At 50.2% G+C, this 20,930-nt stretch carries 22 protein-coding genes and 1 pseudogene; 18 read left to right on the top strand and 5 right to left on the bottom strand.

Annotation, left to right across the window (positions count from 1 at the left end):
* Positions 1-815: efflux RND transporter periplasmic adaptor subunit (locus tag AQR02_RS10175; protein ID WP_245237280.1), on the top strand; the 815-nt coding region annotated here is incomplete at its 5' end.
* 42 nt (positions 816-857) lie between these two features.
* Here AQR02_RS10175 and nagZ read toward each other — a convergent pair.
* Positions 858-2,165 carry a beta-N-acetylhexosaminidase gene (gene nagZ / locus AQR02_RS10180; protein ID WP_082451774.1) on the bottom strand — a complete coding sequence of 436 codons (1,308 nt, stop codon included), beginning with the start codon at positions 2,163-2,165 and terminating at the stop codon, positions 858-860.
* A 175-nt stretch (positions 2,166-2,340) separates the two neighbouring features.
* Between nagZ and AQR02_RS10185 the strand changes: the two genes are divergently transcribed.
* Positions 2,341-2,844, top strand: a complete 504-nt coding sequence (locus AQR02_RS10185; protein ID WP_054940465.1) for a ferritin — start codon at positions 2,341-2,343, stop codon at positions 2,842-2,844.
* A gap of 102 nt (positions 2,845-2,946) precedes the next feature.
* Here the strand turns inward: AQR02_RS10185 and AQR02_RS10190 are convergent, their stop codons facing one another.
* Complete coding sequence (locus AQR02_RS10190; protein WP_054940466.1) at positions 2,947-4,299, bottom strand: outer membrane protein assembly factor BamB; 1,353 nt, start codon at positions 4,297-4,299, stop codon at positions 2,947-2,949.
* Positions 4,300-4,594: 295 nt separating this feature from the next.
* On the opposite strand from AQR02_RS10190, the gene AQR02_RS10195 reads away from it, so the two are divergent.
* The 4 genes and pseudogenes from AQR02_RS10195 to AQR02_RS10210 all read left to right on the top strand — a co-directional run.
* A complete protein-coding gene (locus AQR02_RS10195) occupies positions 4,595-5,458 on the top strand; it encodes a cation diffusion facilitator family transporter (RefSeq protein WP_054940467.1) in 864 nt (287 codons plus the stop codon).
* Positions 5,459-5,649: 191 nt separating this feature from the next.
* Entirely contained in the window at positions 5,650-6,549 is a 900-nt protein-coding gene (locus AQR02_RS10200) for an NrtR DNA-binding winged helix domain-containing protein (protein WP_054940468.1), read from the top strand.
* 39 nt (positions 6,550-6,588) lie between these two features.
* The gene (locus AQR02_RS10205) at positions 6,589-7,068 is read left to right on the top strand and encodes a riboflavin biosynthesis intermediates N-glycosidase (RefSeq protein ID WP_054940469.1); all 480 of its coding nucleotides are present in this window, start codon (positions 6,589-6,591) and stop codon (positions 7,066-7,068) included.
* Positions 7,069-7,078: 10 nt separating this feature from the next.
* Positions 7,079-7,624: pseudogene (locus tag AQR02_RS10210) on the top strand (TIGR02452 family protein); the annotation flags it as partial.
* A gap of 31 nt (positions 7,625-7,655) precedes the next feature.
* On the opposite strand, the gene AQR02_RS35510 reads toward AQR02_RS10210, so the two are convergent.
* Positions 7,656-7,802: a DUF5808 domain-containing protein gene (locus tag AQR02_RS35510; protein WP_222861269.1), complete on the bottom strand. Its 147-nt coding sequence runs from the start codon at positions 7,800-7,802 to the stop codon at positions 7,656-7,658.
* A 260-nt stretch (positions 7,803-8,062) separates the two neighbouring features.
* Here AQR02_RS35510 and AQR02_RS10220 point away from each other — a divergent pair, with 260 nt between their 5' ends.
* The 8 genes from AQR02_RS10220 (at position 8,063) to AQR02_RS10250 (ending at position 14,710) form a co-directional block, all read left to right on the top strand.
* The gene (locus tag AQR02_RS10220) at positions 8,063-8,473 is read left to right on the top strand and encodes a bacteriohemerythrin (protein ID WP_054940472.1); all 411 of its coding nucleotides are present in this window, start codon (positions 8,063-8,065) and stop codon (positions 8,471-8,473) included.
* Positions 8,474-8,648: 175 nt separating this feature from the next.
* Positions 8,649-9,839, top strand: coding sequence for a metallophosphoesterase (locus AQR02_RS10225; RefSeq protein ID WP_054940473.1), 1,191 nt, complete (start codon positions 8,649-8,651; stop codon positions 9,837-9,839).
* Positions 9,840-9,910: 71 nt separating this feature from the next.
* The gene (locus AQR02_RS35515; protein WP_425339971.1) at positions 9,911-10,078 is read left to right on the top strand and encodes a DUF3977 family protein; all 168 of its coding nucleotides are present in this window, start codon (positions 9,911-9,913) and stop codon (positions 10,076-10,078) included.
* Between the two features lie 70 nt (positions 10,079-10,148).
* On the top strand, positions 10,149-10,598 hold the full coding sequence (locus tag AQR02_RS10230; protein WP_054940474.1) for a MarR family winged helix-turn-helix transcriptional regulator: 450 nt from the start codon (positions 10,149-10,151) through the stop codon (positions 10,596-10,598).
* 196 nt (positions 10,599-10,794) lie between these two features.
* Positions 10,795-11,472 (top strand): response regulator transcription factor, encoded by a 678-nt coding sequence (locus tag AQR02_RS10235; RefSeq protein ID WP_054940475.1) that lies wholly within the window; start codon positions 10,795-10,797, stop codon positions 11,470-11,472.
* A 47-nt stretch (positions 11,473-11,519) separates the two neighbouring features.
* Positions 11,520-12,845 carry a sensor histidine kinase gene (locus tag AQR02_RS10240; protein WP_342447448.1) on the top strand — a complete coding sequence of 442 codons (1,326 nt, stop codon included), beginning with the start codon at positions 11,520-11,522 and terminating at the stop codon, positions 12,843-12,845.
* A gap of 123 nt (positions 12,846-12,968) precedes the next feature.
* A complete protein-coding gene (locus tag AQR02_RS10245) occupies positions 12,969-14,033 on the top strand; it encodes an ABC transporter permease (protein WP_245237281.1) in 1,065 nt (354 codons plus the stop codon).
* Positions 14,030-14,710: an ABC transporter ATP-binding protein gene (locus AQR02_RS10250; RefSeq protein ID WP_054940478.1), complete on the top strand. Its 681-nt coding sequence runs from the start codon at positions 14,030-14,032 to the stop codon at positions 14,708-14,710. Before AQR02_RS10245 ends, AQR02_RS10250 begins: the two co-directional genes overlap by 4 nt.
* A 31-nt stretch (positions 14,711-14,741) precedes the next feature.
* Here the strand turns inward: AQR02_RS10250 and AQR02_RS10255 are convergent, their stop codons facing one another.
* On the bottom strand, positions 14,742-15,629 hold the full coding sequence (locus AQR02_RS10255; RefSeq protein ID WP_054940479.1) for a LysR family transcriptional regulator: 888 nt from the start codon (positions 15,627-15,629) through the stop codon (positions 14,742-14,744).
* 193 nt (positions 15,630-15,822) lie between these two features.
* On the opposite strand from AQR02_RS10255, the gene AQR02_RS10260 reads away from it, so the two are divergent.
* Positions 15,823-16,923, top strand: coding sequence for a YeiH family protein (locus tag AQR02_RS10260; RefSeq protein ID WP_054940480.1), 1,101 nt, complete (start codon positions 15,823-15,825; stop codon positions 16,921-16,923).
* 12 nt (positions 16,924-16,935) lie between these two features.
* On the opposite strand, the gene AQR02_RS10265 is transcribed toward AQR02_RS10260, so the two are convergent.
* Positions 16,936-17,763, bottom strand: coding sequence for a helix-turn-helix domain-containing protein (locus AQR02_RS10265; RefSeq protein ID WP_054940481.1), 828 nt, complete (start codon positions 17,761-17,763; stop codon positions 16,936-16,938).
* 377 nt (positions 17,764-18,140) lie between these two features.
* Here AQR02_RS10265 and AQR02_RS10270 point away from each other — a divergent pair, with 377 nt between their 5' ends.
* From AQR02_RS10270 to AQR02_RS10280, 3 genes are all read left to right on the top strand, one after another.
* A complete protein-coding gene (locus AQR02_RS10270; protein ID WP_054940482.1) occupies positions 18,141-19,304 on the top strand; it encodes a Gfo/Idh/MocA family protein in 1,164 nt (387 codons plus the stop codon).
* Positions 19,305-19,351: 47 nt separating this feature from the next.
* Entirely contained in the window at positions 19,352-20,116 is a 765-nt protein-coding gene (locus AQR02_RS10275; RefSeq protein ID WP_054940483.1) for a sugar phosphate isomerase/epimerase family protein, read from the top strand.
* A gap of 16 nt (positions 20,117-20,132) precedes the next feature.
* Positions 20,133-20,930: Gfo/Idh/MocA family protein (locus AQR02_RS10280; RefSeq protein WP_245237282.1), on the top strand; the 798-nt coding region annotated here is incomplete at its 3' end.

Raw genomic sequence — 20,930 nt, forward strand, 5'->3', positions numbered from 1 at the left:
ATGTGCTGTTCACGCTGGACCAGTCATCGCTGAAGAATGAGATCGCGGCGGCAGAAGCAGCCATCCGCAAAGCGGAGCTGGAGTCAGAGCTTAATGCTTTTGTCAGCCAACAGGAGGACGAAAGTGCTGTTCCCATCGGTACCGAGCCCGAACGTCTGAAGGCTCTTGCTGCAGAAGAGGCAGCGCGGCTGAATAATGAGCTGAATCAGGTCAATACACAAATTCAGGAACAGGAGCTGGCTGATAAGAAGGCTAGACTGAGAACAGCTGTATATCATGCCCCGGCTACTGGCATCTTCCTGTATGACAGCAGCAGCGAACGGCCGCAGACCGTTACGGACAATCAGTACATCGGCAAAATCGTTGATCTGAACAAGCTTGAGTTCATTGCCTCTGTCGGGGAGCAGGATATTTTCCGGATTAAGCAGGGGATGAAGGTGAAGGTCAAGATGACTGCGATGAAGGAACTGACGCTGAACGGGGAAGTGACCGAGGTCTCGAAGTTCGCTACCACTACCACCGGGCAAAACACAGCCGGACAGATACCGCAATTTGAGGTCGTCATCTCCCTTCAACCGGACGAGCATCTGATAGGGGGCTTAAGCCTTAGCGGGGATATAGAGACTGTGCGCAAAGAAAATGCGGTCGTAGTCTCCAGCATGGCAGTTATGCATGAAGGGGAACAGACCTTTGTTATGCTGGATAAAGGAAACGGACAATATGAGCGTCAGGAAATAAAAATCGGACTGGAGACAACGGAGAAAACTGAAGTTCTTTCCGGGCTTAAGCCAGGCGATACGGTAGTTCTTCAATAAAAAACAGGAGTTCTGGGAAACTTATCCGGAACTCCTGTTTTTTTACTTCTTTATCGTTTGAAGCCATTCCTTTATGTCGTTGTTGAGTGCCGTCAAATTAGGCACAGACATAGGCTTGTCGCTAAGATGATACTTTTCCTTCAATGCAAGGATCCGGTAGACACTCTCGTCGATCCGAGACTCGGGTATCGTGCCTTTCTTGACACCATTTAGTAGCGCTTTCCGTACCATCTGCTCATTGGCATATTCGTGGGCTACGAGTAATACGTCACTGCCCGCAAGTACCGTGTCAATCGCTGCAGCCGGCAGAGTGTAATGCTCGGTAATGGCTCCCATGGTCAGATCATCGGTAATGACAACTCCGTCAAACCCCATTTGATCGCGGAGCAGACTGCCGATAATCGTTTTAGACAGGGATGCCGGCTTCTCAGGGTCAAGCTTGGGATACAGGATATGGGCGACCATCACCGCATCCGCATTCTCCTGAATGGCTGCCTGGAACGGCAGCCATTCGAGCTTAGCCAGCTGGTCGGCAGTTTTGTTCACTACCGGCAGCTCCAGGTGGGAATCAACGGAGGTATCACCGTGGCCGGGGAAATGCTTGATGACCGGAATGGCACCTTCTTCGGACATCCCCTTCATTTCGGCAATGCCCAGACGGGTAACGATATTAGCATTACTGCCGAAAGAGCGCTCACCGATGACCGGGTTATCGGGATTACTGTTAATATCGAGTACAGGGGCGAAGTCCATGTTGAAGCCCACTGACAGTACTTCTCTGGCCAGCAGCCTGCCCATCATACCGGCGGAATCAGCATTGCCGCTTATTCCGACCTTTGCGTTAGAGGGAATAGCGGTATATTCTGCAGGCATCCGGCTGACCTTGCCGCCTTCCTGGTCGACACTCATGAACAGGGGAACGGCATTTCCGCTGTTGCTCATCTTGAGCTCATTGATGAGAGTAACAATACTCTTCAAGTTTTGAATGTTGTCTTTGTAAAGGATGATCCCGCCAACCTCATCCTCGGAGATCATACTCTTGGCGCTCTCATCCAGCTTCGTGCCGTCAATCCCGACCAGCAGCATCTGGCCGATTTTGGCTTCCAGCGTCATTCCGGCGACCTGCCTAGCGAGCGGATTATCATTAATGCCGGTATCCGGAGATGCTGTGTGATCAGCTGACGGTGAAACCGGGGTGTTTGGCGCTGGCTGTATGCCTGCTGTCTTGTCCGGCGCTGTGCTTGCTCCCGGCATTGCTGTCACCTCAGGAGAAGGCTGAACAACAGCTGTATTATTATCTTCGCTGCAGCCTGCAATCAGGAGTACCGTAACAAGGGCGGTGATAACCATAGATTTTCGATAGAATGAGCTGGGTGTGAAGCAGGGAAAGCAATGTCGGTTCATCAAAATTCGGTCGTCCTTTCGTTTGCGGATTCACTGGCACTGATGATAAGATGATAAGGATCAGAAGGTATTACATATGGTTGAACTTATTTACAAATTATAAGGATGAGGTGACGTGCTAATGAAGGAAGAATTAATGAAAACACTTAATGAACAGATGAATTTTGAGTTTTATTCTGCCCATGTATACCTGGCAATGGCCGCTTATTGTTCCGGTGAAAGCTTAGACGGGTTTGCCAACTTTTTCCTGGTGCAGGCCGAAGAGGAACGTTTTCACGCGATGAAGATTTACAAGTTCCTAAATGACCGCGATTACCGCGTCACGCTTGCTGCATTGCCTGAGCCGAATAATAACTATACTTCCATGCTGGATGCGTTTGAGCATGCTTTTGCCCATGAGCAGCAGAATACCAAGAAGTTCTATCATCTGGCGGATCTGGCACTGGATGAACGCGAGCATGCAACAATCTATTTCCTCAAATGGTTTATTGATGAGCAGGTAGAAGAAGAGGCGCTGTTCAGCAATATTATTGCCAAGCTGAAACGCATTGAGACGGACAGCAACGCTTTCTATATGCTGGATGCGGAGTTTGCCGCCCGTTCATTCACACCTCCTGCTGAATAACCGCCTGCTGGCTAAGCATTGTTCAGTGACTTGGAATAGATAGACACGGAGTTTATCCTGCGAGGATACGCTTCGTGTCTTTTCTTTTGAACAGGAGTGCTGTTATTGAATGGACGCCGGCAGTTTGATCCCCAGCAGTTTACCGCTATTACGAACAATTAGTATATTTCCGGTCTTCAGGGTGGACGCAAAATCACGCGAACCGGCATTTACTGTGAACAAAGGCTTGTAGCTGACCAGGTCATAGGCATGGAGCAGGCCGTCAGACTGCCCAGTGTATATGGTCGAGCTGAAGATATCGAACTGAACCGTGGGATTTTCTCCTGGTGAGAGGCGCATTACCTGTCCATTGGCTAATTTGAGTGCAGCAAACGTCTGATCGCTATAGTTGAAGTATAACATCCGCTGTTGCAGCACTTTTCCCAGCGGGTATTCACTTTCGAGAATAGACTGCTGCCACACCTGCTCAGGTTTCCCGTCCGCCGTATAGTTCCAGAAGTCATAACGAGCGAACGTCTCCCCTCGGAATACATAAAGATTGTTACCATCCAGGAAAGAGGAGCCGTAGGCACCTCCTGACCGGAATCCGATATCCGGATCTGCCTTTACGGTCCAGCGGTACAGCCGCTCACCTTTGATTTGACCGGTTTTTAAGCTGATCACTGAGATATGGATTTTGCGGTTGACCGGATCTTCATCCAGCATCGCCAAATTCTTCTCGGAGTACAGAAGTCCGTCCTTGATAGCCAGAGGCATGTAATGACGGTACTGTTCCCACAGCTTCTTACCGGTTTGGGCATCGTAAGCCACAAGCGAGGAGAGGGAGATGACACTTTCTCCAATATATGTGCGCAATACCACGCCATCTGAGTCAGCAAGCGAATCGGTGCCATAGTAACTGGAATTCTCATTAACCTTCCATTTTAGCTTGCCGCTCGCTGCATCGACTGCTGCAAGATAGATTCCCTGTGTTACGTACACGGTTTCGCCAATCCGCTGAATGCTGGAAGCATTGGGCAGTGCGAGATCCGCTGACCACAGCTTCTTACCGTTCTGATTGACGGCATAGAGTGCGCCTTTTTGCGTGAGTCCATAAATATTCCCGCTGCTGTAAGTGAAAAGAGGGGCCAGCCCATTGCCGTATTCCCATAATTTTTTGCCTGTGGCCGCTTTGAGTGCGGTTAGCCTGTAGTTTTTCTGGAGCGCAAATACGGTTCCATTCTCAGCCAGTGCGGTAACGGCTTGCTTTGCTTGCGGATCCTTTACTGTAGCCGTTGGAAAGCTCCACAGCGGTTTGATGACCGGTGCGGAAACTTTTGTATAGTAGGGATTTCCTGTACTTACCTCAGCCGGTTCAGCAGAAGCATTGGGTACAAGCCAGCTCCCGGCAAGCGGCAGCAAAATAGCGGCTGCGGCAACAGCGGAAACTATTTTGCGGATTCGTAAATGTAACATCGGACATCTCTCCTTGTAGAAAATAAATAGGCGCTACTGTATATCATCACACTTTATAGACTCCTATTATCGAAAAAAGTTACATAATTTTACTGGAATGCGCGAGTCTGCTGGAATCCTTAACATCAAATGTTGTTCAGAGGCAAACAATGTTGCGTCCGGCAAAACACTTCCGGCCCGCCAACTCTATTTGGCAGGGTTAACTATTACGGCATCCGGCAACACTGTTTCTCTAGACCCACCCGTTTGTCAGCGTGTAGTATAGAACAATACTATTCTTTGGAGGTTCTTTTTTTTGGAAAACTACAGCGACATCAAACAAAGTGAAAAAGGGGCCTGGCTCAGTCTGATTGCATATATCCTATTATCAGCAATCAAACTGTTCATCGGGAATGTCTCGGGATCCCAGGCACTGTTAGCCGATGGTCTTAATAATAGTACTGATATTATTGCTTCTATAGCTATTCTAATCGGACTTAAGATATCCAGAAGACCCCCTGATTCCAATCACAGCTACGGGCATTTCAGAGCGGAGACAGTGGCCGCACTGATTGCTTCTTTTATCATGATTGCTGTAGGGATTCAAGTTCTTTACCAGGGTGTGGACAAGTTTATTCAGCCGGCGCTGGAAACGCCAGATCTGATTGCCGCCTGGACTGCCGCGGGCTGTGCAGCGGTGATGATCGCCGTATATCTGTATAACATCAGGCTGGCCCGTGCGCTACACAGTAATGCTATGCAGGCAGTAGCCCAGGATAACCGCTCGGATGCCATGGTTAGCATGGGTGCATTCATAGGAATTATCGGTTCACAGTTCGGCCTGCCTTGGCTGGACCCGGTAACGGCAGTGATTGTCGGGCTGCTGATCTGTAAGACAGCCATTCAAATCTTCAGCAAAGCCACGCATGATCTGACCGACGGCTTCGATGCCGGTGAGCTGGAGCTGATGAAGCAGACGGTAGCTGAAATTGAAGGCGTAGAATCGATCAAAGATATTAAAGCGAGAGTTCATGGCAACAATGTGCTGGTTGATACAACAGTGCTGGTGGATTCCAGACTGAATGTCGTGCAGAGCCATGATATCACGGAAGAAATTGAGGATCAGCTGAAGGGCCGCCATCAGGTAGCCGATGTGCTGGTACATATAGAGCCGGTGTGAAGCCGGTTCTGATACAGAAGCAAGCCTGAGCAATCAGGCTTTTTTTGTGTATGCTTTTGAACAGAAATCCACTATCATCCAATTCTTGCTTGACAGTTATATTAACTTTCAGTATATAATAACAATATGATATTAACAAAAAGATAATAATTAAACATAAACATAAAAATGACCTTGAAAGGAGCAGCAAGATGAATAAACGACCCTTAACCGATGCTCAGGGATTAACCGAAGAGCAGTTTCTCCAGACCTATAATGCCGGTGAGTATGAGCGTCCGTCCGTGACCGTGGACATGCTGATTTTTACTGTAATGGAACGGGAACAGGATAACTACCGCAAGCTGTCTGATAAATCGCTGCAGCTTTTGCTGATTCAGCGGGGACAGCATCCCTACCTGGGGCAATGGGCGCTGCCCGGAGGATTCGTGTCGGTCAATGAGAGCATTGAGGAGGCTGCACGCAGAGAACTGTTCACAGAGACGAATATAGATAACATCTACATGGAGCAGCTGTATACCTGGGGAGAAGTGGAGCGTGATCCGCGGATGCGTGTCATCAGCTGCTCGTATATGGCCTTAGTTGACCGCACTACACTCCATGTTCAGGCTGGGGATGATGCAGCGGATGCAGCCTGGTTCGAGGTATCACATCAGCTCATCGAGAGCAGCCGCAGGGAGCTGGAGCAGGGCTTTGAACTGGTGAAGCTGATCCGTATTACCTTGCAGAACGAGCGAACAACCCTTTCAGGGGTAGTCAAGCATGTGGAGACGGTTCACGGGCATGTCCGTAAAACGCATAGCCAGATTCACGAAAGCGAAGGCTTAGCCTTTGATCACCTGCTGATGGTTCAATACGCAATCGAACGGCTACGGGGAAAAGTGGAGTATACGGACATAATTTTTAACCTGATGCCTCCGCTGTTTACCTTATCTGAGCTCCAGCGGGTCTATGAGATCATTCTCGGCAAAGAGCTGCTGGCAGCGGCGTTCCGCCGGAAGATTGCCGATCGTGTAACGGAGACTGAGGAGTACACGAAGGATGCCGGACACCGGCCATCCAAGCTGTACCGGTACAATATGAACCGGGAATAATCGTTAAGGGAGTAAAAGGGAGTAGAGGGGAGTAGAGTAATGGAGAGATTCACGTATTTTTACCGGAGCCATTCACCGTTTTCACAGTGGTATCCGTGCGGTTTTACGGTCGATGAGATCGGCTTTAACTGTGCTGAGCAGTATATGATGTACGGTAAGGCACTATTGTTCGGGGACGAGGAGATAAGCCGGAAGATACTGCTGGCCCGGACACCGAGAGAGCAGAAGGAGCTCGGCAAGCGTGTACGGGGCTTCGAGCAAACCGAATGGGAACGCCACTGCAAAACCATCGTCTATGAAGGAAATAAAGAAAAGTTTATTCAGTACCAGGAGCTGCTTCAGTTGCTATTAGATACTAGAGGCACAACGCTTGTGGAAGCAAGTCCAACAGACCGGATCTGGGGTGTCGGATTAACCGAGGATGATCCGGCCATCCGCAGCAGAAGCACTTGGCGCGGTACAAACTGGCTTGGTGAGGTTCTGACAAAATTGCGGGATGATCTGATTGACGGATCGTAACCGGCATCATTCCGCCAAGAATCCCGGCGGCGGCTTCCTTGGCGGAAGCCAGGCCCAGGAGGAGAGCTTAGCCAGAGCTTCTGCTCTCTATCCCTGCATCTCACAAATGAAAGAAATGTATGACTATAACCGCGGCCGGAAAACCTGCCTGTATTCGCTTTACATGATTCATTCGCCGGGCGTTCCTGTGTTCAGAGACAGGCAGGACGTCTTGCTCGCCAAACCCTTTGCGGTTTCGATGATTACTGCACCTGCTGTGAATGCGGGAGTGGTTAAGGAGCGGGAACTCCATGAGGTACCGCGGATTGCCGAAGTGATGCTGGAACGGATCCGCTATATCCTGGCAGTTGCTGCAGTGAATGGACATTCTGCCGTTGTGCTGGGAGCTTACGACTGTGGTGTATTCCGCAATGATCCGATGGAGGTAGCCGGTTACTTCCGTCAGGTGTTGCTGGTAGAAGGCTATCAGAAACTTTTTGACACCAATGTGTTTGCTGTGCTGGATCAGTCACCGCACCAGGAGGTAATCAGCGCCTTCCGCCGGAAGCTGCTATAACGCACTAAGCATCTTTGCGCTGAATGATAGATTAATTAATAAATATTTTGTACACCGCCAATATAAATAAAGCTCCCAGGACGATCCAGCCTAGTGGATGCCGGTGGTTCAAGGTCCAGCCAAGGCCTGATGATTTTGGAACAAATACTGAGGTTTTTGAAGGATTTTTACGAAACATATCCTAATGCTCCTATCATAAGAATAATTGGTTGGCAGAATGCCGATATCCTGAGTATTGATCAATTACAGACAAACAGCAAGATGAACTTAATGCGCGCGAGATGATCTCGCGTTTTTTTGCGTTATTACAGATGAAGGTATTGCAGTTATTTGCAGAATATTGTCGTGTGATGTTGTTAACAGAACTTTGATTCAGAAATGTGGAAAATAAAGTATGTGTATTTCTACATAAATTTTTGGAAAAGGGCAAGGTGAGTTATGATCGATTGGAAGGAATCCTATGACATCGGTGTAGAAAAGATCGACTGCCAGCACAGACAGCTGCTTGTGAAGCTGAATGAATTTTTTGATGCATGCACCAACCAGAAGGGCAAAGAGAAGATCGAAGAAACACTGAGGTTCCTTAAGGAATATACGATCGAGCATTTTGGCAGCGAAGAGCAGCTGATGGCAGATATCGACTTTCCTGAACTTGCCGAGCACCAGAAGACTCATGCTGAATTTGTACAGACCGTTCTGGAACTCGAAGAGAGTGTCAAGACCAAGGGTGTATCCGTATTGTCGACGATTAAGCTGAACCGTACGCTGACAGACTGGCTCCTGAGCCACATCAGCAAATGCGATCAACTGATCGGGGATTGCATCGCCAGCAAGAATAAAGCAGTATAACTACACAAAGCGAAACGAAGATGCTGAAGAGTATCTTCTTTTTTTTGCGGTAATTTCCGGTGTGGAAAGAACACTGTTGATTGAAAGCACAGGCAGAATTTATACCTCGCAAATATTTTGTGCTATGATTTGAGGTAGAACGTATAGAAGAGCTTTAGGGTAAAGGAGTGGGATGATGAAAAACCTGCGTATGCTCATTTCAGGGACTGTTATGCTGCTGGTACTGGGACTTGTTAATTTTTACATTGGCTATCATCTCTGGGTTCTGCTGGAGAACCTTCTGCCGGGTATTTCAGCAGGTGTATACTGGACGGTTTTCATGGTCATTGCGTTTGCTTATATGATCGGTATGGTGCCGTGGCCGAAGGCCGTGAAACCGGTCGCCAGAATGTTTAAGGTGGTTGGCTCTTACTATTTGGCGTGTATGGAGTTCGCTGTTATTATGCTGCCGCTGACCGATCTGCTCTATTGGATGCTGGGTCTGACGGGCTTCGAACGATCCGCGTTCACTGCTGAGGCAGGGACCACGCTTCTGCTGCTGCTCGCGGTGTTCCTGCTGTGGGGTTCGCGGAATGCCTGGAGCACGATCGTGCGTACGCATCCTATCCGGATTGATAAATCCATCGGGACCAGCAGCCCGCTAACTGTTGCTGTTGCGTCGGATCTGCATTTGGGCAATATCGTCGGCAACCGTCATCTGCGCAAAATGGTGGCTGAAATCAACCGGATGAAGCCGGATATCATTCTTTTGGCCGGAGATGTGCTGGATGACAGTATAGAGCCGTTTATCCGCAACGGAATGATTGAACATCTGAAGCAGCTCAAGGCCCGTCATGGCGTGTTCGCCGTTCTTGGCAACCATGAGTATTACGGAGGTTCTATTGGCGAATATACGGAACTTATGGCTAGCAATGGCATCCGCGTGCTGCAGGATGAAGTGGTGGAAACCGCGGGTGTATATATTGTAGGCCGTAAAGACAAAACAGCGGAGTCCATGGAAGGCGGCAGATTAAGTGTACCTCTACTTCTGGAAGGTCTTGATCATTCCCGTCCGGTTATTATGATGGACCATCAGCCGACAGGATTCGATATCGCCGCCAAAGCCGGAGTTGATGTTCTGTTGTCAGGTCACACCCACCGCGGGCAGATTGCACCGAATCACTGGATTACAAAACGGCTATTTGAACTGGACTGGGGTTATCTGCTTAAGGATAAATTGCATGTGGTCGTCTCCTCCGGGTACGGAACCTGGGGGCCTCCAATCCGTCTGGCCAGCCGCTCCGAGCTGATCAAGCTGGAGGTGCTGCTGGAAGGCAGCAAAAGCTACAGTGAAGAACCGCTGTCAGCCAAGACGGTATTGATCTGAACGGGAATATAGTCCCTGTGCAACCCCCTGTACTCCATTGTTGAGAGCGGGGGGTTGACCCTGTTTAAGGAGTGGGAATTTCTGAAATATATCGAGAAAAACTGCATTCCATATACATAAGATGTTGGGTAGGCAAAATGGTCTGGGTATTTGACGTCAGATCGGGCTTTAAAAGAATCCGGAAAGGCCGGAGCACATTTAAACTGGTATTCGGCATCAGCAGTTACTTAGATAAATAATCTTTGACAACGGGTGAAGAAGCGGGTCATTGAAATAGTTAAGGTATTAACTAATTGGAGCTGAACCGGAATGATGAAGGATTTACAGAAGCTTGTGCTGGAGCAGCCGCTGCCTACCGAAGCTTTTTTTACCCTGGTGGAGGTTACGGCGAATGCTGTAGCTGTGTCAGAAAGATATTGGCTGATTCATGGACTGAATGGAGCAAGAATCCGGATATTGGTGGAGATCGCCAAACATGGCGGCAGTATGCTGCCCTCGATGCTGGCAGAGAAAATCGGCGTAACCAAAGCTAATATAAGCCTGCTGCTCTCCCCGCTGGAGAAGGAAGGTTATATCGCAAGAGCAGGCCACGCCGAAGACGGCCGCAAGACGGTGATTTCGATTACCGGGCGAGGGCAATCTCTGCTGCTGGAGCATCTGCCGCACAACCGGCAGGCAGTAGCAGAGCGGATGAACAGGCTGGACGAACAGGAGCTTCATCAATTAATGTCTCTGCTGCACAAGCTGAACCGCTCTTGAAAGAAGCAGCTCTATAGGTGATCAGGAGTATTTTCATCCATTTAGTTAATGGCTTAACTAAATCTATATAGGAGGGAATCGCTTATGCAAATGACCCGCAGCCTTTTCTCACCAGTATCTTTACACTCAGTTGTCATCCGGAAGCAATGTTGCTACGATAGAGGACAGCAATATTTGGATTATGGGAGTGATACTGATGAAGAAGATACTGGTCGCCGATGATGATGTCCATATCCGTACGCTGCTCCGGCATGTACTCACGAGAGAGGGCTATCTTACGGTAGAAGCAGGGGACGGGCAGGAAGCCGTTGGACTGATGAAGGAGAGCACGGTGGATCTGGCGGTTGTGGATGTAATGATGCCCCAGATGGACGGTCTGGAGCTGTGCCAATACATCAGGGAAACCTACGACATTCCGGTTATTCTCTTAACTGCGCGTCAGCAGCTCAGTGACAAGGAGCAGGGCTATCTGAGCGGAACGGATGATTATGTAACCAAACCGTTTGAGCCTGAAGAGCTGTTGTTCCGGATCAAAGCGCTGTTCCGCCGATACTCTGTAGCTTCGGATGACAAAATCCGCCTCAACTCACTCGTCATTGACCGTAAAAATTATGAGATCAGCGACGGAAATGATGTATTACTGCTGCCGGTCAAAGAGTTCGAGCTGCTGGCTCAGCTGGCACAGTATCCGGGACGCCTGTTTTCGCGCAGCGAACTGATTGAGCTGGTCTGGGGAGCTGATTATGAAGGGGATGAGCGGACGGTGGATGTGCACATTAAGCGGCTTCGTCAACGGTTCGCCGATTATCAGAATAATTTTATCATCCGGACCGTGCGCGGAATCGGCTATAAAGTGGAAATGGTGAACGCATGAAATCCATGTATGTTAGGATGTGCCTGTTGTTTTGCTCCATGATCGTCATGAGCAGCTTTCTCGGCTTTCTTGTATCCAATCTGTATTATCAGGCCAAAATCAAGCCGCAAAATGATGCCAAGCTGACGAAAATGGCTATCGGCCTCCAGGGGTTCATCCAGGATCATCCCGATGGAGCGGGGGAATATCTGCTGAGCACAGCCTCACTCGGCTATAAGCTGTATCTGTCTGACGGTCAAGGTGATGAACGCTTCTACGGTCTGCCTTTCCGTAAAAATGATCTGCCGGAGGAGAAGCTGCAGCAGGTATTAGCCGGTAGTATTTATCATGGGGTAGCGGAATTTCCGAGCAAGGCGTTTATTACCGGTTTTTTTGATAACCAGCTAAGCAATACGATTGGGGTTCCGGTGCAGATGGGCGGACATACGTACGCCCTGTTTATGCGTCCTGATGCTGAGGTGCAGTTCGGTGAGCTGCGGATCTTTTTTGCTGTGCTGCTTGGTGTCAGTGTCTTGTTCAGCTTATGGTTTGTTGTGGTTGCCGTGTTGCATGTGGTCAAACCGATCACCCGGCTTACTGCGGCTACGCAGCGCATATCGAGCGGCAGATATGATATCCGGCTGAACACGAGGCGCCGGGATGAAATCGGACAGCTGGCCTCTCACTTTATGATTATGAGCCGGGAGCTGGAGCGGATCAACCGGGCACGGCAGGAGTTTGTCGCCAATGTCTCCCATGAGATCGAATCACCGCTGACCTCCATTCAGGGCTTCGCCCACGCCCTTAAGGATCATGAACTGCCGGAGGGCCAGCGGCTGGAATATCTCTCGATTATCGATCAGGAGAGCCGCAGGCTGTCGATGCTCAGCAAGCAGCTGCTGACGTTGTCAACACTGGATTATGATGAGAATGCGCTTAATAAGCAAAAGGTGGACTTGCGGGCACAGCTGCGCCAGGTGGTGCAAATTATGGAATGGCGGCTGACAGAGAAGGAATTGGCTGTACGGCTGCATGTGGAGGATATTTCACTGCATGCCGATTCGAATCTGCTCTATCAGGTGTGGATGAATCTCGTATCCAATGCGGTCAAATATACCCCGCCAGGCGGCACGATTACTCTGTCAGCAGCAGCTGCGAATGGAATCTGCACGGTCAAGGTTGCAGACACCGGAGAAGGCATTTCCGCAGAAGAGCTGCCGATGATTTTTGACCGATTCTATAAAGTCGACCGCGCACGTACCCGTGACAGCAACAGCAGCGGCCTTGGCCTTTCGATTGCCCAAAAGATTGTACAGGCACATAATGGTACGATTGAAGTCTTCAGTACGGCGGGTGAGGGCACGACCTTTACGGTTACGCTGCCGTGTTTGTAATTGTTTATTCATACTCCGTTCATTTTCGCCCTCTACACTGTATCCATACAGAGATGAGGGAGTGGTAATATGTTTTTGGCATTGAGGGAGATGAGGCACTCCAAGGCAAGGTACAGTCTCATAATGGTGATCATGCTACTGGTTTCTTTTCTGGTACTGTTCGTAACCGGATTGGCCCGCGGACTGGCGTATGCCAATATTTCCGCAGTAGAGAATATGCCGGCGAACTATTTCGTTGTTCAAGCCGATGCCGATCATGCATTTAGACGTTCCCAGTTAAGTGATAAAGAGCTTGCAGCAGCACAGTCTGTTGTCGGCGCAGCTAACGCCACCACACTTGCAGTACAGACAACCACGATAACGGCAGATGATGCTGATGTTAAAGCGGATATCACCATCTTTGCAGTGGATATGACAGGGATGCTTGCTCCTATAGTGGTGCAGGGCGATCCCATTGCAAATGATTCACAAGGAAGTGCGATCGTAGATTCTAAGCTGGAGCAGTCCGGTGTGACTATTGGCAGCACGATCCGTGATCAGGCTTCCGGGATGGGCTGGAAAGTGGCCGGTTTTGTGAACGATAGCTCATACAGTCACACGCCTGTCGTCTATATTACACAAGCGGATTGGCAGACTATGAAGGGTGGAGCTGTACAGGATGGTGCCGGGGAGCAGGCTGCTCCTTACAATGTAATCGCACTGAAGGCTTCTTCCGCTCAGGCTGCTGAAATCACCGGTAAATTAGATCATGTCGAAACCATTACGCAAAAGCAGGCGATTGCCAGCATTCCCGGCTATTCCGCGGAGCAGAATTCCCTGCTGATGATGATTGTGTTCCTGTTCGTGATCGCAGCATTTGTGCTGGCTGTTTTCTTTTATGTGATCACGATCCAGAAGACGAGCCAGTTCGGCATCCTGAAAGCCATGGGAACCAAGATGTCTTATCTGGCCTGGAGTGTCGTTGGTCAAGTGATGATTCTGTCCGTGGGGAGTCTGGCGATTAGCCTGCTGCTGACCTTCGGGATGACAATGAGCCTGCCGGATACGATGCCGTTTCAGCTTGAAGGCTCGACGATGATTCTGACCAGCGTGCTGTTTATTGGGATGTCACTGCTTGGATCCCTGATTTCTGTTGCTAGAGTAGCGAAGGTAGATGCCTTAGAGGCGATTGGGAGGGCTGGAGCATGAGTGCTATGTTGATGATGAAGCAGGTGACCAAAACCTATGGGGATGGCGGCCAAACGATGTCTGTTCTTCATAACCTCGATCTTACAGTGAATGAAGGGGAGTTCGTCGCAGTGCTGGGACCTTCCGGATCCGGCAAAAGCACCTTTCTCTCTGCCGCGGGAGCCCTCCTGACCCCTACCAGCGGTGAGATTTACATCGATGGGGAACCGCTCAGCAATAAGGATAAACGTGAGCTGACTGAACTCCGGCTACAAAAGATCGGCTTCATGTTTCAAAGCGCACAGCTGCTTCCCTACTTGAAGGTGGAGGAACAGATGCTGTACGTGGCCAAACTGGCGAAGCTGGGGACTAAGGAGGCCAAAGTGCGTGCCGCCTACTTATTGAAACGGCTCGAAATATGGGAACGCCGGAATCATTATCCTGAGCAGCTGTCCGGGGGAGAGAAGCAGCGTGTGGCGATTGCCAGAGCCTGGATGAACAAGCCGGTAATACTATTCGCGGACGAGCCGACAGCGAGCCTCGATTTCCACCGCGGCAAGGAGGTCGTGCGGATGATAGCAGAAGAGGTCAAAAGCGAAGGCAAAGCCGCAGTCATGGTCACCCACGATGAACGGATGCTGGAATGGTGCGACCGCGTACTACATCTGGATGACGGAATCTTGGTCGAGCATCAATAGTTCCGAAGGTAAGCCTGATCCCATAGCGGGGTCAGGCTTTTTGGACTGTTAGCAGCTTCTCCATCAAGACACGCACAGCCATCGAGGCGGAATGTTCCTTGCGGCGGATGATTAAAAAGTCTCTCTCCGGCAGCTTTTGCCGGATCCGCAGTTCTGTTATTTCTCCCCCGGCCAGCTCCTTGCGCACGATCCAGCGCGACATCAGGGCGATGCCAAGACCTGCGGCAACAGCTTCCTTGACGCTCTGGCTGCTGTTAAACACATAAGCGCGTTTGATTGCGAGGCTGCCTTCCAGAAGAAAATGATCGCTGTAGGCACGGGTACCGGAGCCGGGTTCACGCAGTACCCAAATCTGATTCTGCAGCAGGTCATCATCGGTGGTGAGCGCTCCGGCTAACGGATGACCGGAAGCAGCAACGATGATCATCTCATCTTTCATGTAAGGAATGATATCCAGCTCACGGTCACTGGTTTCGCCTTCAATGAATCCCATATCCAATTGATTTCCTTTTACGGCGGCAATAACCTCCTCTGTGTTACCAATGGTGACCTGAACATTGACCTGCGGATACTGCTTGGCGAATTCAGCCAGCCGGCCCGGCAAAATATACTCCCCGATCGTAAAGCTGGCCCCCAGATGGAGACTGCCGGTAACTTCATCCCGCAGCAGCTGGATCTCACGCCCGGCTTCTTCATAATGAGCCAGGATTTGTTTCGCATGTTTATAGAGTATGGCTCCAGCTTCCGTCAGCCGGACTTCTTTCGGAGAACGGTGCAGCAGCTTGCTGCCCAGCTCATTCTCCAGGTTGCGGATATGCAGACTTACCCCGGGCTGGGACAGATTCAGCAGCTCACCCGCCCGTGAGAAGTGACGCTGTTCCGCCACCGTAACGAACACCCTCATTACATCTGTAATCATAATAATCCCTCATTTAAAATTTAATTTTCATATGAAATCTGCCTATAACCTTCATGACAGCTTAATAATACGATCTTATCATAAGTAATTATAATGATTAACATAGCAAAACGGTATTTCACTTTCCTGATGTACTCTCTTATAGTGAGATCAGAAGAACCGAGAAGAGTACGGCAAACAGGGAGTGGCGGTTATGCAAATTCAATTATTTCAGCAAATAAATAAACTTCAGCACATAAACAAGCTTGACCGGAAGTTTCTCGGATTTCGGGGATTCAGTGAAGGCCTGCTGCTTACCCTGCTGCTGGCTTTTGCGGCCAAGTACATGGCACAGCTGCCCATTCTCAGCATAATGGGCCAGCTTGTGTTAGCTATCCTGCTGGGGATTGTGTTTCGTGCAGCGGTTGGTACCCCGAAGAGGATGACTGCGGGTATCCAATTCTCCAGCAAAAGATTGCTCAGAGCCGGCATTATTCTGCTTGGCTTAAGACTTGATATACATGGCATCTTGCAAGCGGGACCCAAAGTACTGGCTATAGCCGTAATTCATATAGTCTTCACTTTACTTGTTGTTTATGGGCTCAGCAGATGGATGAAAATAGACCGGAGACTGGGCATTCTGACCGCCTGCGGAACTGCAATTTGTGGAGCGGCAGCTGTGGCAGCTATCTCTCCGCAGATTAAAGCAAGTAACAATGAAACTGCAGTGAGTGCCGCGACAGTAGCGATTCTTGGCACGATTTTTACACTAATCTATGTTGCAGCGTATCCGCTGCTTGGACTCAGTGAAGCTGGTTACGGCATATTCGCCGGAGCAACACTTCATGAAGTCGCCCATGTCATTGCTGCTTCCGCACCAGTCGGGCACCAGGCGGCAGATCTGGCGGTCGTGGTTAAGCTGACCCGGGTAGCGCTGCTTGCACCGGTGGCACTGGGGTTTGGGGTTTGGGAGAACCGGAGAGAACGCAAACAAGCCGGTCAGCGTGGCAGGAGAACTGGAAGTGTGGCGGGTGAGAAAGGTGAACACACGAAGCTGCCGGTACCCTGGTTTATCGGCGGTTTTCTGCTGATGAGCGGAGTGAATACCCTTGGCTGGATTCCCGAGAGTGTTACAGCAGATTTGCTCGTACTGGCCTATCTGCTGCTGGCAATGGCGATGGCCGGACTCGGGCTCGGCATTGATCTCAAGACATTCACAAGGATGGGACGGAAGCCGTTTAACGCCGGTCTCACCGGTTCGCTGCTGCTCTCAATGCTGGGGTTTCTGCTCATTCATGCTATGGGGCTTGCCTGATGCTGCCTGATGTTATCTGGTACTGCTGCGGTAAGCGGACGGAGAGACACCCGTGGTTTTCTTGAACACCTTAGAGAAGTGGGCCAATTCCATGCCTACCTGCTCCGCAATGCCACTGATGCTGAAGTTGGAACCCGATAGCAGGCGTTTGGCAAGCTCCATCCGTTTGAGCTGCACATACTGCATCGGGGGCATACCCATGAATTTCTTGAAATAAGGAATGAAATAATTGGGGTGAAGATGAACAAGCTCGGCCAGTTCCTCTACCTCCATAGATACATTTAGGTGTTCATCAATATAACCCAGGACGTTAGCAAGTTTACCCTGGTCGCCGGTATGCGCCAGTTCATCGAGGAAATTGGCATACCCCCCGCCCTCCAGGCAGAGGGCAAGCAATTGAAGCAGACTCGCCTGTCTCCGCAAGGTGGAGAGAAAGCTGTCATCCTCAAATAAGGCGATCAGCTCATTAAAAATAGCCCGCACAGCATCCGGATCAGCAACTTCGCTGATATAAAGCTTGCCTGCACTGTGAAACAAAGGCCATTCCCCGATCTGCGCATCGAAATGACAATAATAGCGGATATAAGGATTACGGGGAGAAGTCATGGTCGTTTGGGTAGTCCCCGCTGGCATAATCATCAAATGCCCGGCATGCGGATAATGGGTATCTCCATTAATGATTACCTTGCCTTCTCCGCTGTCGATGAAATACAGCCGGTTGAAAGAGGGCGTCTCCTTGTTCCGGTCCCAGCCTGGATATTTGCTGCTCAGCTGGGCATGGGTGACTCTGACCGTCAGATTCTGCAGCAGCCGTCCGGTCAGATTACCGGGATGATTCATTTTTTGCTTCCTCCTCCCAAAGGTCAGCTATATAGATTGAACTCAGAATTGTAATAATGGGAAAAGTGGCGGAGGGGAATTTTGGAACTGGAGGAGCGGTAGCGTCCGCCTTTGTCTGCAGATTTCCACCGCAAATAGCGGTATAAAATTAAGAAATCTGCAGACAACAGCGGCCGGAAGTCCAAATATTCTCTGTAGTCACGGCCATCCCCAAATGAAGAACTTTAAGTTGAATTTATATAGCATTACCATTATATCGCTTTCATTTGTTCAATACATCTTAATTATATACAAAAAAACCTTAATTCCGCTCATGTTCATCATCCGGGATTAGGGTTATTCTCATTTCATAAACATTTACAGGAGTGATCCGAATAATGAAGAAGGTCCGTTTTGGAATTATCGGCGTTGGCAATATGGGCCGGGCCCATGCCCATAACCTGCTGAAAGAGGTAAAAGGAGCCGAATTAACAGCCGTCTGTGATATTAGCCCAGATCGTCTGGAGTGGGCTGCTGAGCAGCTGCCTGCGCATGTTCAGCGGTTTAGCAGCAGTGAGGAGCTGTTCGAATCGGGATGTATCGATGCGGTCCTAATCTCAACACCGCATTATGATCATCCGCCGCTGGCGATTCAGGCTTTTAAGCATGGTATACATGTGCTGATCGAAAAGCCGGCGGGTGTATATACGAAGGCCGTGCAGGAAATGAACGATGCTGCCGCACAGAGTGACCGCATATTCGGCATTATGTACAACCAGCGGACGAATCCGCTCTATCAAAAGCTGAGAGAGCTGATCGCTTCCGGTGAGCTTGGCGAGATCCGCCGTACGAACTGGATTATTACCAACTGGTACCGTTCGCAGAGCTATTACAACTCCGGCGGCTGGCGGGCAACCTGGGCCGGTGAAGGCGGCGGTGTGCTGCTGAACCAGGACCCGCATCAGCTGGATCTCTGGCAGTGGACGACCGGGATGATGCCCAAGCGTGTACGGGCTTTTTGCCATTTTGGCAAGTACCGTAACATTGAAGTCGAGGATGATGTAACCGCCTATGTCGAGTACGAGAATGGGGCGACCGGCCTGTTCATCACCACGACTGGGGAAGCACCGGGGACGAACCGTTTTGAGATTACAGGAGACAACGGAAAAATCGTCATTGAAGACGATAAGCTGACCTTCTGGCGCTTGCGGACACCGGAGCCGGAGTTCAATGCCGCCTATACTGGAGGTTTCGGACAACCGGAATGCTGGAAATGTGAAATCCCGGTAGATGCAGGCAGCGGTGAGCAGCATGTGGGCATTTTACGGAACTTTACCAATGCGATTCTCACGGGTGAGTCACTTATAGCACCAGGGGAAGAGGGGATTCACGGTCTGACGCTCTCCAATGCCATGTATCTGTCGGCTTGGACTGACAACTGGGTAGATCTGCCGATCGATGCGGACTTGTTCTATGAGCAGCTAATGGAAAAGGTACAAAACTCTACCTTCCGCAAAGAGTCTTCCGGACCCCGGACGCTGGATGTATCAGGAACTCATTAGCCGTATCGAGCGGATTTCAAAAATCTATGAAGGAGTGACTCCGCTGTATGAAACAGACAACGATTGCCGCACAAATGTACACCCTGCGTGAATTTACCCAAACCCCGGAGGGTTTAAGGGAAGCTTTTCAGAAACTGAAAGTTATCGGCTATCAAGCGGTACAGATCTCAGGCATTGGCAAGATTGATCCGCAGCTGGTTAAGCAGTATGCCGATGAGTCAGAGCTAGTGATCTGTGCGACCCATGTGTCCTGGGACCGGCTGGTGAATGATCTGGAGGCACTTGCTGCTGAACATAAGCTGTGGAATTGCAAATACATTGGCCTCGGCGCACTTCCGGGAGAATATCAGAACAGTAAGGAGGGCTATCGCACTTTCGCGCGGCTGGCTTCGGAAATTGCCCGTACCCTGCAAAAAGAGCATGGCTTGCAATTCATCTATCATAATCATGATTTTGAATTTGAACGCGTAGACGGAGTTACAGGCACCGAGGTGCTGCTGGAGGAAAGTGACGTGAATGCGCTCGGCTTTGAACTGGATTTGTACTGGGTTCAGGCCGGCGGGGGAAGTCCGGTAGATTGGGTTCGCAAGGTGCAGGGCAGGATGCAGGTGGTGCATCTGAAGGATATGGCGATTGTCGGCCGAAAACAGGTGTTTGCCGAGATAGGCGAAGGGAATATGAACTATAAAGATATTATTCAAGCCTGCCGTAAGACCGGTGTGGAGTGGTATGTTGTGGAACAGGATGTTTGCCGCCGTGATCCGTTTGAGAGCCTGGCCATCAGCCTGAACTATTTGCAGAAGCTGTTATAGTCTGAGGAGGATAAGCATGAACCGGAAAAATGGGATGATGTACGCACCTACACATGAAGCGCGCCCGGTGGTGGGGCCGGGAGAATTCACTTTTGCAGCGATTGCGTTGGATCACGGCCACATCTACGGGATGTGCAACGGGCTTGTGGAAGCTGGTGCAGTCCTGAAATGGGTCTACGATCCGGATGAGGCCAAGGTCAAAGCCTTCACCGCCGTCTATCCGGGAGTCAGAGCCGCACGCAGTGCTGAAGAAATTCTTGAGGACCCAGAGGTCCGGCTGGTTGCAGCGGCGGCTGTTCCATCGGAGCGGGCAGGTCTGGGACTTAGAGTCATGGCGCACGGGAAGGATTATTTTACGGACAAAACGCCATTCACCTCGCTAGCCCAGCTGGCGGATGTGCGGATTCAGGCGGCAGTGACCAAGCGTAAATACATGACTTATTTCAGCGAACGGCTGCATGTAGAAAGCGCTGTTTACGCCGGACATATGGTGGAGCAGGGGGCGATCGGCCGTGTCATTCAAGTGATCGGCATGGGCCCGCACCGCTTGAATGCGGCAAGCCGGCCGGATTGGTTCTTCAAGCGTGAGAACTACGGCGGTATTCTGTGCGACATCGGCAGCCACCAGATCGAGCAGTTTCTCTATTACGCCGGGTGCCGGGATGCCAAGGTGCTGCATAGTAAAGTAGCCAATTATAATAATGCCGCTTACCCAGAGCTTGAAGATTTCGGCGATGCGACGCTTGTCGGGGACAATGGGGCTACGCAGTATTTTCGCGTGGACTGGTTTACGCCGGAGGGACTTGGAACCTGG

The sequence above is a fragment of the Paenibacillus ihuae genome (assembly GCF_001368795.1).
Lineage (GTDB): Bacteria > Bacillota > Bacilli > Paenibacillales > Paenibacillaceae > Paenibacillus_AQ > Paenibacillus_AQ ihuae.

Bases quoted from the DNA above. Each gene is read 5' to 3' on its own strand.
- nagZ (WP_082451774.1), bottom strand. From the start codon at position 2,165: ATGGTTATCACCGCCCTTGTTACGGTACTCCTGATTGCAGGCTGCAGC.
- AQR02_RS10185 (WP_054940465.1), top strand. From the start codon at position 2,341: ATGAAGGAAGAATTAATGAAAACACTTAATGAACAGATGAATTTTGAG.
- AQR02_RS10190 (WP_054940466.1), bottom strand. From the start codon at position 4,299: ATGTTACATTTACGAATCCGCAAAATAGTTTCCGCTGTTGCCGCAGCC.
- AQR02_RS10200 (WP_054940468.1), top strand. From the start codon at position 5,650: ATGAATAAACGACCCTTAACCGATGCTCAGGGATTAACCGAAGAGCAG.
- AQR02_RS10205 (WP_054940469.1), top strand. From the start codon at position 6,589: ATGGAGAGATTCACGTATTTTTACCGGAGCCATTCACCGTTTTCACAG.
- AQR02_RS35510 (WP_222861269.1), bottom strand. From the start codon at position 7,802: ATGTTTCGTAAAAATCCTTCAAAAACCTCAGTATTTGTTCCAAAATCA.
- AQR02_RS10220 (WP_054940472.1), top strand. From the start codon at position 8,063: ATGATCGATTGGAAGGAATCCTATGACATCGGTGTAGAAAAGATCGAC.
- AQR02_RS10225 (WP_054940473.1), top strand. From the start codon at position 8,649: ATGAAAAACCTGCGTATGCTCATTTCAGGGACTGTTATGCTGCTGGTA.
- AQR02_RS10230 (WP_054940474.1), top strand. From the start codon at position 10,149: ATGATGAAGGATTTACAGAAGCTTGTGCTGGAGCAGCCGCTGCCTACC.
- AQR02_RS10235 (WP_054940475.1), top strand. From the start codon at position 10,795: ATGAAGAAGATACTGGTCGCCGATGATGATGTCCATATCCGTACGCTG.
- AQR02_RS10240 (WP_342447448.1), top strand. From the start codon at position 11,520: ATGAGCAGCTTTCTCGGCTTTCTTGTATCCAATCTGTATTATCAGGCC.
- AQR02_RS10245 (WP_245237281.1), top strand. From the start codon at position 12,969: ATGGTGATCATGCTACTGGTTTCTTTTCTGGTACTGTTCGTAACCGGA.
- AQR02_RS10250 (WP_054940478.1), top strand. From the start codon at position 14,030: ATGAGTGCTATGTTGATGATGAAGCAGGTGACCAAAACCTATGGGGAT.
- AQR02_RS10255 (WP_054940479.1), bottom strand. From the start codon at position 15,629: ATGATTACAGATGTAATGAGGGTGTTCGTTACGGTGGCGGAACAGCGT.
- AQR02_RS10260 (WP_054940480.1), top strand. From the start codon at position 15,823: ATGCAAATTCAATTATTTCAGCAAATAAATAAACTTCAGCACATAAAC.
- AQR02_RS10265 (WP_054940481.1), bottom strand. From the start codon at position 17,763: ATGAATCATCCCGGTAATCTGACCGGACGGCTGCTGCAGAATCTGACG.
- AQR02_RS10270 (WP_054940482.1), top strand. From the start codon at position 18,141: ATGAAGAAGGTCCGTTTTGGAATTATCGGCGTTGGCAATATGGGCCGG.
- AQR02_RS10275 (WP_054940483.1), top strand. From the start codon at position 19,352: ATGAAACAGACAACGATTGCCGCACAAATGTACACCCTGCGTGAATTT.